General features: G+C 69.8%; 11 protein-coding genes and 1 pseudogene. 5 read left to right on the top strand and 7 right to left on the bottom strand.

Annotated features, from left to right (window positions below):
• Positions 1 to 1,132 (top strand): carboxylesterase family protein (locus tag AC1DVT_RS13730; RefSeq protein ID WP_477389613.1); only part of this gene is annotated, 1,132 nt, incomplete at its 5' end.
• Positions 1,133 to 1,142: 10 nt separating this feature from the next.
• On the opposite strand, the gene AC1DVT_RS13725 is transcribed toward AC1DVT_RS13730, so the two are convergent.
• Positions 1,143 to 1,502: an A1S_2505 family phage non-structural protein gene (locus AC1DVT_RS13725; protein WP_477389612.1), complete on the bottom strand. Its 360-nt coding sequence runs from the start codon at positions 1,500 to 1,502 to the stop codon at positions 1,143 to 1,145.
• Between the two features lies 1 nt (position 1,503).
• A complete protein-coding gene (locus AC1DVT_RS13720) occupies positions 1,504 to 2,055 on the bottom strand; it encodes a gamma carbonic anhydrase family protein (protein ID WP_477389611.1) in 552 nt (183 codons plus the stop codon).
• 116 nt (positions 2,056 to 2,171) lie between these two features.
• Between AC1DVT_RS13720 and AC1DVT_RS13715 the strand changes: the two genes are divergently transcribed.
• Positions 2,172 to 2,657 carry a Dps family protein gene (locus AC1DVT_RS13715; RefSeq protein WP_457098468.1) on the top strand — a complete coding sequence of 162 codons (486 nt, stop codon included), beginning with the start codon at positions 2,172 to 2,174 and terminating at the stop codon, positions 2,655 to 2,657.
• Between the two features lie 66 nt (positions 2,658 to 2,723).
• On the opposite strand, the gene AC1DVT_RS13710 is transcribed toward AC1DVT_RS13715, so the two are convergent.
• The 5 genes from AC1DVT_RS13710 to AC1DVT_RS13690 form a co-directional block, all read right to left on the bottom strand.
• Complete coding sequence (locus tag AC1DVT_RS13710; RefSeq protein WP_477389614.1) at positions 2,724 to 4,157, bottom strand: amidohydrolase; 1,434 nt, start codon at positions 4,155 to 4,157, stop codon at positions 2,724 to 2,726.
• A gap of 62 nt (positions 4,158 to 4,219) precedes the next feature.
• Positions 4,220 to 4,858, bottom strand: coding sequence for an FMN-binding negative transcriptional regulator (locus AC1DVT_RS13705; RefSeq protein WP_477389610.1), 639 nt, complete (start codon positions 4,856 to 4,858; stop codon positions 4,220 to 4,222).
• 107 nt (positions 4,859 to 4,965) lie between these two features.
• Positions 4,966 to 5,967: an Fpg/Nei family DNA glycosylase gene (locus AC1DVT_RS13700; RefSeq protein ID WP_477389609.1), complete on the bottom strand. Its 1,002-nt coding sequence runs from the start codon at positions 5,965 to 5,967 to the stop codon at positions 4,966 to 4,968.
• 7 nt (positions 5,968 to 5,974) lie between these two features.
• Positions 5,975 to 6,520 (bottom strand): ribose-5-phosphate isomerase, encoded by a 546-nt coding sequence (locus AC1DVT_RS13695; RefSeq protein ID WP_477389608.1) that lies wholly within the window; start codon positions 6,518 to 6,520, stop codon positions 5,975 to 5,977.
• A 68-nt stretch (positions 6,521 to 6,588) separates the two neighbouring features.
• Entirely contained in the window at positions 6,589 to 7,803 is a 1,215-nt protein-coding gene (locus tag AC1DVT_RS13690) for a ferrochelatase (protein WP_477389607.1), read from the bottom strand.
• 58 nt (positions 7,804 to 7,861) lie between these two features.
• Between AC1DVT_RS13690 and AC1DVT_RS13685 the strand changes: the two genes are divergently transcribed.
• The 3 genes and pseudogenes from AC1DVT_RS13685 to AC1DVT_RS13675 form a co-directional block, all read left to right on the top strand.
• Entirely contained in the window at positions 7,862 to 8,230 is a 369-nt protein-coding gene (locus tag AC1DVT_RS13685; protein WP_457098463.1) for an ArsR/SmtB family transcription factor, read from the top strand.
• The gene (locus AC1DVT_RS13680; RefSeq protein WP_477389606.1) at positions 8,227 to 9,918 is read left to right on the top strand and encodes a SulP family inorganic anion transporter; all 1,692 of its coding nucleotides are present in this window, start codon (positions 8,227 to 8,229) and stop codon (positions 9,916 to 9,918) included. The genes AC1DVT_RS13685 and AC1DVT_RS13680 overlap by 4 nt, the downstream gene beginning before the upstream one ends.
• Positions 9,919 to 9,992: 74 nt before the next feature.
• Positions 9,993 to 10,433: pseudogene (locus tag AC1DVT_RS13675) on the top strand (aminopeptidase N); the annotation flags it as partial.

Raw genomic sequence — 10,433 nt, 5'->3', positions numbered from 1 at the left:
GTATGACGGGGATCCGCTGCGCATCGAGACCTTCGCGTTCAGTGAGACCTGGACGAACTCCGCCGAGGCTTCCTTCGGCCTGTCCGGCAATGGCGTCTCGAAGGAGTGGAAAGTCAAGTCGCTCGGCGGAACCCTCTACGAGGTCACCGCGCAGAGGTCGGGGCAACCGCAGATCGTCACCGCAAACGGCGCCGTGATCGCCCGCGACAGCGGCCTGGTCAGTTTCAGCTTCACGCACGACGCCGCGACCGGTGCCGAGGAATTCCTGGGTGTGAAGGTGAACGGTCCCCACCCCGGATTCGACACCGACCTGTGCAAGATCGTGGCGCCCTACGTCGGGAACACCTCGGCCGAGCACCAGATCGCCCGTCCGCTCGGCACCACCGGCGCGGGGATGGGCTACTACGAGTACCTTCCGCCGTCGTACGCCGCAGGCGGGAGCCCGCTCCTCGTGGTGGCGAACGGCTACGGCGAGAACGGCGACGGTTCGGCCGAGGCTCTCGGCAACCTGCTGTTCACCGGCATCCCCCGATTCATCGACGTCGGCGGCTGGCCGCTCGATCGCCCGTTCGTCGTGCTCTCGACCCAGCACGTTCAGCAGGAGCCCTTCATCGACGGCAGCGCGTGTGACGCGGAGCCGTGGCCGGGCTCGTGCAATCTGATCCTCCAGCACACGCTCGGACATCCGGCGGGATCGGGATGCACGACACCTGATGAACTCCACGACTTCATCGGCTACGCCGTCGCGCACTACAACGTCGATCCGACCCGCGTCTATGTCACCGGGCTGTCGTGCGGCGCGTTCGGGGTATGGGAGTACCTGGCGAAGTACGGCGACGAGCAGGTGGCAGCTGCGGTCCCGTACGCCGGAGAGGGACGCCCCGCGTGGGCGACGAGTGGCTGCGCGCTCGACGCAGTGCCGGTGTGGGCCCTTGCCGGTGAACTCGATGACGTCGTGAACCCCCTCGGGAGCATCGAGCCGATCAATGCGCTGAGCGCCTGTCCCGGGGTGACCACCGACCGAGCGAAGCTCACGATCTACGAGGGTCTCTACCACGAAGGGTGGGATGAGGCCTATAGCGGGGCCTTCGGCGACGACATCTACTCGTGGATGCTGAGCTTCTCGAACTGAGACGAGCGCGTCACCCGCCGAGAATCTCCGCGAAGGATTCCGGAAGCACCACGTTGTCCGGCGCGCCGTGGAAGAAGCCCGCCACCTGATCGGGGGTGTACCCCGCGATGCCGCAGCCGACCTCGGTGACGAGGAACCGGAGTTCGGGATGCTGCCGGGAGAACTCGAGGAATCGTGCCGCCTGCTCTTCGAAGACGGCCAGGCCGGACATCGTGTCGATCCCGTACGACTGTCCCTGCAGACCTTCGGCCTGCCCCCACACCGCCCCGAAGCGGTCGTATGCGAAGCGTGCCGCTCCCCCGCCATGCGCACCGGACCCGTTCGAGCCGAACACGAAGATCTCGCCCGGAGCGAGCGCGTCGATCCGCATGTCAGTCGACCTCCGCGGCGAGTGGAGTCGCCTCCGCGTGTGTACGCGAGTGGCCGAGGTAGATCTCCGCGTTGTGGATCAGACCGGCCTGCTCGTCGGCAGTCAGCTCGCGCCGGACCTTGGCCGGCACGCCCGCGACCAGCGAGCCGGACGGGATGACGGTCCCCTCGAGCACCACGGCGCCGCCGGCGACGAGGCATCCGTCCCCGATCACCGCTCCGGAGAGGATGACGCTGCCCATGCCGATCAGCGATCCGTCGCCGATCGTGCAGCCGTGGACGACGGCGTTGTGGCCGACCGAGACATCGGCGCCGATGACGACCGGATGGCCGGTATCCACGTGCACCGACACGTTGTCCTGGAGGTTGCTGCGTTCACCCACGGTGATCGCATCGCTGTCGGCGCGCAGCACCGCGTTGTACCAGACGCTCGCACCGGCGGCCAGGCGCACCGAACCGACCAGGCGAGCCCCGCTCGCCACGAACGCGGTCGCGTCGAGTTCGGGGGTGCGCCCCGGCAGGGACAGAACGGAGGCATCGTGGGCGACGGTCATGCTCTGACCCTACGATGACGCACGAAGTGAGCCCAGCCTTCGCTTGCTTGCGGAATGGAGCGCGCTGAGTAGCGTTGCATCCATCGGACGGAATCCGTCGACACGGAGGCAATGACATGACCAAGACCCAGACCACCCCCGCGACCTCAACCGACCCCGAAGCGGCGGCAGGCACTGCACAGTTCCTCACCCCCGTCACGCTCGGGCTGCAGGCCCTCGCCGTGAACGGCAAGCAGGCGCACTGGAACGTGCGCGGCGCGAACTTCATCGCGATCCACGAGCTGCTCGACTCGATCGTCGCGCACGCTCAGGCCGGCGCAGACGAAGCTGCCGAGCGGATCGTCGCGCTCGGGCTCCCCGTCGACGCGCGGCTGAACACGGTCGCCGACAAGACGACCAACACGCAGGTGCCCGCCGGCTTCGCCCAGTGGGAAGACGTCGTGCGCGCCGTCATCGCCGACATGGACGTCGTGATCGCCGACGTGCAGGCGGCCATCGACGGCCTCGACGAGGTGGACCTGTCGAGCCAGGACGTCGCGATCGGCATCAAAGAGGTGCTCGAGAAGGACCGCTGGTTCCTCTTCGCGCACGTCGCGGCCTAGGCCCGATCGGATCTCGGACCGACAGAGCCCCCGGCGCATAGCGTCGGGGGCTCTTCCGTATCGGGGTCAGCCGAGGTGGGTGAGGCGGCCTTCGAGCAGCGTCGCCCGCACCGGCATCGAACGAAGTTCGGGCTCGGTCGCGGCAGCCGGGTCGCGGTCGCAGAGCACCAGGTCGGCACGTGCCCCGGGCTCGAGCCGGCTGGGCGCCGCTGAACCGCCGCGGGTCGATGCGCCGAGGGCGGCGCGGAAGTCCAGCGCCTCGTCCGCGTGCCACGGCTCGCGCCCGTCCCGCGTGCGGAACACCGCCCCCGCGAGGGCCGCCCACGGGTCCAGGGGCGAGACCGGGGCGTCCGAACCCAGCAGCAGGTTCGCTCCGCTGCGGGCCAGCGCACCCAGGGGGTATGCGAGCGCGGTCTGCTCGGCCCAGATCGTGTCGGTCAGGTCTCGGTCATCGAGCGCGTGCTCGGGCTGCACGCTCGCCGCGACACCGAGCCGGCCGAAGCGCGGGATGTCGGCGTGCGCGACGAGCTGCGCGTGCTCGATCGTGCCCCTCGCGCCGGTGACGGCGAAGGCGTCCAGGGCGTACGAGTTCGCGACATCCCCGATCGCATGGATCGCGCACGACAGGCCCGCGCCGGTGGCGGCCGTCATCAGCTCGACGAGCGTCGCCGGGTCGACGGTGAGCAGACCGTGATTGAGGGGGTCGCCCGGGTACGCGTGCGAGCACGCGGCCGTGCGCGTCCCGAGGGATCCGTCGGTGATGACCTTGAGCGAACCGACACGGGCGAGATCGGATACCGCGCCTGCAACTCCGTCGCCGGTGCGCAGCCCCTCGGCGATCGCACGGTCGAGATGTTCGGGGTAGATCCCGAACTCGACGCGGAGCGTGTCGAAGCCCTCGTCGATCCGCCGGGCCCAGGCGCCGTGGTTCCACGCCATGTCGAAGTCAACGAGCCCCACGACGCCGCGCGCTGCGGCATCCGTCGCCATCGCTGCGACGAGTCGGTCACCGGTGTGCGGGTCGACCTGGTTGAGCCGGCGCGAGATCTCGAAGGCGGGTGCTTCGCGGAGGATGCCGGACTCATCCGGCTCGAACCCCTCGCGCCGCAGCGCCGCGCTGTTCAGCCAGACGCTGTGCACATCGGCGTTGATGAGGTAGGTCGGTGTGTCGCCGGTGGCGGCGTCGAGCAGCGCGAGCGTCGGCTCGTCTCCCCAGAAGGCGTCGCGGAACCCGGTGCCGACTCGACGGTCGTCGAGGATCGGCGTCGCACCCATGAGGGATGCCGCGTGCGCGGCGGAGGTGGCGTGCCCGAGCGGGGCGCGCTGGGCGACGAGCGCCCACTGCATGACGTGCACGTGGTGATCCCACTGGCCGGGGATCAGCCAGGCCCCATCGGCGTCGAGCACGACGCCCCGCGGTGCCAGCGCGCCGGCGGGAGCGATGTCGGCGATCCGGCCATTCTCGAGGAACACATCGAAGGGTCCGTCGTCGGGCAGCATCTCGTCGCCGGGACCGACCAGCCGGGCCGACGTGATCGTGCCGACCGTGTCGCCCACGGCAGTCACAGCGCGCGGCCCATCGCCGTGTGGGCGCGGCGCATCTCGGCGGCGAGCGCGGGATTCGCGAAGGGGCCGTCGCCACTCAGCTCGGTGATGATCGTGTCGACGACCTCGGTCGGGCGATTCTGGCTCAGCTTGCGCTTGGCGACCACCTTGGTCGGAGTGAGCCGGAATCCAACCGTCCCCCGCTCGAGCCGCTCGATGTAGGCGGGGTCGTTGGGCGGCTCCCACATCAGGCGGGGGTCAGAGCGGCGCGATTCGAACCGGGCGACGAGGCGCTCCAGCACGCGCAGGTTCTCGTCGGGCGCGAGCACCTCCGGGATGCCGGAGAGGTGCGCCGAGACGAAGTTCCAGGTCGGGACATTCGATCCCCCGCCGTACCAGCCGGGCGAGATGTACCCGTGCGGGCCCTGCACGACGACGAGCAGCTCGCGCTCCCCCAGCCCGTGGATCATGTCGTCGGGCTTGCCGACGTGGCCGACGACGGTGAGGTCGTCGCGCTCCTCGTCGAGCAGCACCGCATAGTGCGAGGCGACGAGCCCGTCGTCGGTGTGGCTGACCAGGGTCATCCACGGGTTGTGGTCGATGAGGCGGCGAAGCTCCGCGACATCCGTCATCGCGAAGCTCGGATTCTGGCGCATGCGTCCAGCCTAGATTCGATCGCGGTTTCGATACGGGCGCTTCGCGGCCTACTCAACCTTGATCCGCGCCGCCTCAACGCCGCTACGCGTCGTTGACCCGCCGCGCATCAAGCCTGGCAGCGCGGGCACCAGTAGAGCTTGCGGGCGCCGAGCTCCTCGAGCACGATCGCGGTGCCGCACACGCGGCACGGAAGCCCAGCGCGGCGGTACACCCAGTGGCGGTCGTCGCGACTGGCCATCGCGGCGCGCCACTGGTCGGCGGACAGATCGGCCATCGTCATCATCTGGCCGGTCTCGACGCCGATCGCCAGCAGCTGCACCCAATCGCGCCAGAGCGCGCGCACGAGCTCGGTCGGCACCTCCCGACCAGGAGTGTGCGGGTTCAGGCGCGCCCGGAACAGCAGTTCGGCGCGGTAGACGTTGCCGATCCCGCTCACGACCGCCTGGTCCATGAGCAGCAGCGCGATCGGCGTGGGCTTGCGTCCGACGACGGCGACGAACCGCGCTTCGCCCTCGTCCGGGTCGTCGACGAGCGGGTCGGGGCCGAGCGTCGCGATCGTCGCGGCGACTTCATCGGGGCTCTGCAGCTGGCAGGCCGTGGGTCCACGCAGGTCCGCGCAGGTGATGTCGGTGAGCAGCCGCAGGCGAACCTGCCCGACGATCGGCGGCGGCCACTCCTCGTCCGCCTCCGGCAGCCCGGTGGTCTGCTCCGACATCCGCACGTGCACGCGTGCCCGGCGCGGTGCGCCGATCGAGGTGAGCGAGTTCTCCCCCGCGGAATCCAGCACCGCGTCGTCGGTGAGGATCGTCCCGCGCTGGTTGGTCTGCCCCATCCGTCCGTTGGCCGACGCGATCGTGGGATCGACGAGGATCTCGCCGGCGAAGTCCCACGCCCCGTACATGCCGAGGTGCACGCGCAGCCACAGGTCGTCCTCGAATTCGAGGAACATCTGCTTGCCCACCGCGCGCACGCTCTCCGCAACTCGTCCTTGGAGAAGCGCGGCACCCTCGGCGAAGCGGCCCTGCGGGCTGGACGCGCTCACGACGCGCCCAGTGAAGTTGCGGTCGAACTGCCGGGCGATGCGATGGACGGAATGGCCCTCGGGCATCGAGGGCTCAGCCTGCCTCAGGGTCGAACGAGCTGTCGGTCGCGGCGAGGACTTCCGGCGTGCCGATGGTCGCGCGCGGATCCGGCTCGAGCGTGCCGTCGGCCTCGAACGCCGCGAGCTGACGGATGCGGCGCACGTGCCGCTCCTCACCGGAGAAGGGCGTCGCGATGAACGTGTCGATGAACTCGGTCACCTGCTCGAACGTGTGCTGACGGGCGCCGATGGCGATCACATTCGCATCGTTGTGCTCGCGGGCGAGCTCCGCCGTCGCGATGCTCCACACCAGAGCGGAGCGGATGCCCGCGACCTTGTTCGCCGCGATCTGCTCGCCGTTGCCCGAGCCGCCGAAGACGATCCCGAGCACGGGGATGCCGGCATCCTGATCCCGCACGACCGCCTGGGCAGCCCGGATGCAGAACGCCGGATAGTCGTCCAGGGGGTCGTACTCGATCGGCCCGTGATCGACCACCTCGTGTCCGTTTCCGGCGAGGTGGTGCTGGAGCTGCGTCGAGAACTCCAGCCCTGCGTGGTCGGTGGCCAGATGGATGCGCATGGGTTCAATCCTAGAGAGGCGCGCGTCAGCAAGTCGGGGGTTTGGGGCGGAGCCCCATTGAGGATTGCTCAGGGAGCGATACCGGCGGCAGCCGGCTTGAACCCGGCGCGCAGGTTCTCGCAGCAGCCGGGTCGGCAGACGTCGAACCAAGGGCCGAGCTCGGTGACGTGCGGGCGTTCGGCGACCGGCGTGCCGGCGAGCCGCTCCTCGACGAGATCGATGAGCCCGGCCACGAAGGCGGGATCGATGCCGGGGGTCGGGGTGCGGACGGCGCGGATCCCCGCTTCGCCCGCCGCTTCCATCGCCTCGGTGTCGAGGTCCCAGAGCACCTCCATGTGGTCGCTCATGAAGCCGAGCGGCACGATCGCGATCGCCTCGATGGCGGCGGCGGGCAGCTCGGCGATGACGTCGTTGATGTCGGGTTCGAGCCACGGCTGCGTGGGCGGACCAGACCGCGACTGGAAGACGAGGTCCCACCCGATGCCGTTCGCTTCCGGCCGCTCCCTGGCGACCTCGCTCATCACGTAGGCCGCGACCGCCCGATGCTGCGCGGCGTAGGCGCCGCCATCGCCGAAGTCGACATCTCGAGGGCCGGAGCGCACCGCGTCGTCGGTGGGAACGCTGTGGGTCGAGAAGAGCACCCGGATCTGCTCCGGGCGCACACCGTCGTCGATGAACCCCGCGACGGCATCGCGGACGCCATCCACGAAGGGCTGGACGAAGCCGGGGTGGTCGAAGAACTGCCGCACCTTGTCGATCGTCACGGTGCCGGCGAGGCCCGTCTCCGTGAGCGCCCGGGCGAAGTCCTCGCGGTACTGCCGGCAGCTGGAGAACGAGCTGTAGGCGCTCGTTGCGAGACCCAGCAGCCGCGTGTGGCTTGCGGCCGCGGCATCCGTGATCGCGTCGTCGAGGAACGGCGCCCAGTTGCGGTTGCCCCAGTACACCGGCAGGTCGATTCCGCGCCGCGCGAGTTCGGCCTCGAGCGCGGCCTTCAGCGCGCGGTTCTGCGCGTTGATCGGGCTCACTCCCCCGAAGTGCCGGTAGTGGTGCGCGACCTCTTCCAGGCGCTCGTCCGGGATGCCTCGGCCGCGCGTGACGTTGCGCAGGAAGGGGATGACGTCCTCCTGCCCCTCAGGCCCGCCGAACCCGGCCAGGAGGATCGCGTCGTACGCGACCGGGACTTCGACGTGCGGAGCACCGGATGCCGCGGCATCCGATGCGAACAGGACCGAGCCGTCCGTCTGGAAGCCGGCTGTCGTTTCACTCGCGCTGTCATCGCTCACCCCTCCATCCTCACACTGCGACGGAGCGGGGACGACTAGGCGATATGATCATTCCATCATGCCAATGACCGACCGCCAGCGTCCGCTGTATGAAGTGAAGGCGAACCTGTTCAAGGGGCTCGCGCACCCGTTCCGCATCCGCATCCTCGAACTGCTCTCGGCCGCGGTCGAGGTGAGCGTCGCCGACCTGCAGGCCGAGACGGACCTCGAGGCATCCCATCTGTCCCAGCACCTTGCGGTGCTGCGACGCCACCGGCTCGTCGAGTCCGAGCGCCGGGCGAGCCATGTCTACTATCGGCTGGCCGATCCCCGGGTGGCGGACCTGCTCGCGGTCGCGCGCGCGCTGCTGGTGACGGTGCTCGAGGCGGACCGCGATCTGCTCGCGGACGCCCGCGCGCTCCCGCCGATCGCCGGAACCGCGACGTGAACGCGGTCGGAGCCGCGCCCGACCTCCCGGCCCGCGGCTGGCGCTACGTGCGCGCGCTGCTCCCGTCGTGGTCCGACTACGCACCCGCGCGCCGCAGCTGGCCGCGGGATCTCCTCGCCGGGCTCACCGTGGGGATCGTCGCGCTTCCACTCGCCCTCGGCTTCGGCGTGAGCTCCGGCCTCACGGCCGAGATGGGTCTCGTCACCGCGATCGTCGCGGGGGTCATCGCGGCCGTCTTCGGGGGGTCCAACGTCCAGGTGTCCGGGCCGACCGGTGCCATGGTCGTGGTGCTGGTGCCCATCGTCGCCGCGCACGGCGCGGGTGCCGTCGTCATCGTGAGCATCATCGCCGGGGTCCTCGTGCTGGTCGCGGGACTGCTCAAGCTGGGCCGCGCCGTCTCCTTCATCCCCTGGCCGGTGATCGAGGGCTTCACCCTCGGCATTGCGATCATCATCTTCCTGCAGCAGGTGCCGCTGCTCACCTCGCCCACCGTGCCCGTCGCCGGCGAGCACAGTTCGAACGCCGTCGTCGCAGCGGTGCAATCGCTGGCGGGCGCCGACTGGGCGTACCTTCCCTGGGCGGTCGCCGCCGTCGCGATCGTCGCCGGCTGCATGCTGCTCGCGCCACGGCTGCACCCGGCTCTGCCTGGGTCACTCATCGGCATCGTGATCGTCACCGTGCTGGCATCGGTGGTATCGGCGCCACTCGCCGTCATCGGCGTGCTTCCGTCGACGATCCCGGCGCCACGACTGCCCGGCATCGACATCGCGACCCTCGGAGCGCTCGTCGCCCCGGCCCTCACCGTCGCGGCCCTTGCGGCCATCGAGTCGCTGCTGTCGGCACGGGTCGCCGCGTCCCTCGCCGACACCGGTCCGTACGATCCCGACCGCGAACTCGTCGGTCAAGGTCTCGCGTCGATCGGGTCGGGCCTGTTCGGCGGAATGCCGGCCACGGGAGCGATCGCGCGCACGGCCGTCAACGTGCGGTCAGGTGGGCGCACCCGGATCGCCGCGCTCTTCCACTCGGCGGTCCTGCTGCTCGTCGTGCTCGCCGCCGCGGGGCCGGTTGGAAGAATTCCGCTCGCCGCGCTGGCCGGGGTGCTCATGGTCACGGCCGTGCGGATGGTGCACGTCGCCACAATGCGCTCGGTGCTCCGGTCGACGCGCTCCGACGCCGTCGCGTTCATCCTGACGGCCGTGATCACCGTGTCGTTCGACCTGATCGTCGCTGTCGCGATCGGTGTGGTGTGCGCCGGCGTCTTCGCGCTGCGCAACCTGTCACGCGCCACCGGCGTGCGTCGTGAGGCGCTGGCCGGAGCGACCCTCCCAGGCGACGAGCGGATCGCGATCATCCGCTTCGATGGTCCGCTGTTCTTCGCCGCCGCCGACCGCGTCTTCGAGACCGTGACCGGAGTGCAGGGGGTCTCGGTGGTGATCCTGCGGATGTCGCAGCTCGAGCTCGTCGACGCCACCGGCGCCCGCATCCTCAGTGAGATCGTCAGCACGCTCGAGCGGCGCGGCGTGACCGTCCTGATCAAGGGAGTGCAGCCGGGTCACGAGGAGCTCTTCCGGACCGTCGGAGTGCTCGACGCGCTGCGGCATCACAAGCACCTCTTCACGGATCTCGACGCCGCGGTCGAACATGCTCGCAGTCATGTGAGACGAGAGGATGCGGCGGCGAGCACGTAGGCTGGAAGGGTTGTCGTCGGCGCCAGCAGCGCCTGTCCGCGGCAATTACCCCTCACCCACACGGGAGCAACGCAGTGCCTGGAGAGAACCTGACCCGCGTCGAAGCGCAGCAGCGCCGGGCGATCGTCGACACCCAGTCCTACGAGGTCGCGCTCGACCTCACCAGGGGCCCCGAAGTCTTCGGATCACGATCCGTCGTCCGCTTCACCGCGACCGAAGGTGCCGACACCTTCATCGACCTCATCGCCCGCGACGTCCGCTCGATCACGCTGAACGGCAACGACATCGATGCGTCGGCGTTCGCAGACTCGCGCATCGCGCTGACCGGTCTGGCCGCCGAGAACGAGCTGATCGTCGACGCCGACGCCCTCTACACGAACACCGGTGAGGGTCTGCACCGCTTCGTCGACCCCGTCGATGGGGAGGTGTACCTCTACTCGCAGTTCGAGGTGCCCGACTCGCGCCGCGTGTTCGCCGTGTTCGAGCAGCCCGACCTGAAGGCCACCTTCCAGTTC

It is taken from the genome of Microbacterium sp. P2_F9 (assembly GCF_056403635.1).
This window is presented reverse-complemented; position numbering and strand designations above follow the sequence as displayed.

What these genes read in the sequence shown, in the direction of transcription:
- AC1DVT_RS13725 (WP_477389612.1), bottom strand. Translation starts at nt 1,502, where the DNA reads ATGCGGATCGACGCGCTCGCTCCGGGCGAGATCTTCGTGTTCGGCTCG.
- AC1DVT_RS13720 (WP_477389611.1), bottom strand. Translation starts at nt 2,055, where the DNA reads ATGACCGTCGCCCACGATGCCTCCGTTCTGTCCCTGCCGGGGCGCACC.
- AC1DVT_RS13715 (WP_457098468.1), top strand. Translation starts at nt 2,172, where the DNA reads ATGACCAAGACCCAGACCACCCCCGCGACCTCAACCGACCCCGAAGCG.
- AC1DVT_RS13710 (WP_477389614.1), bottom strand. Translation starts at nt 4,157, where the DNA reads ATGCTGCCCGACGACGGACCCTTCGATGTGTTCCTCGAGAATGGCCGG.
- AC1DVT_RS13705 (WP_477389610.1), bottom strand. Translation starts at nt 4,858, where the DNA reads ATGCGCCAGAATCCGAGCTTCGCGATGACGGATGTCGCGGAGCTTCGC.
- AC1DVT_RS13700 (WP_477389609.1), bottom strand. Translation starts at nt 5,967, where the DNA reads ATGCCCGAGGGCCATTCCGTCCATCGCATCGCCCGGCAGTTCGACCGC.
- AC1DVT_RS13695 (WP_477389608.1), bottom strand. Translation starts at nt 6,520, where the DNA reads ATGCGCATCCATCTGGCCACCGACCACGCAGGGCTGGAGTTCTCGACG.
- AC1DVT_RS13685 (WP_457098463.1), top strand. Translation starts at nt 7,862, where the DNA reads ATGCCAATGACCGACCGCCAGCGTCCGCTGTATGAAGTGAAGGCGAAC.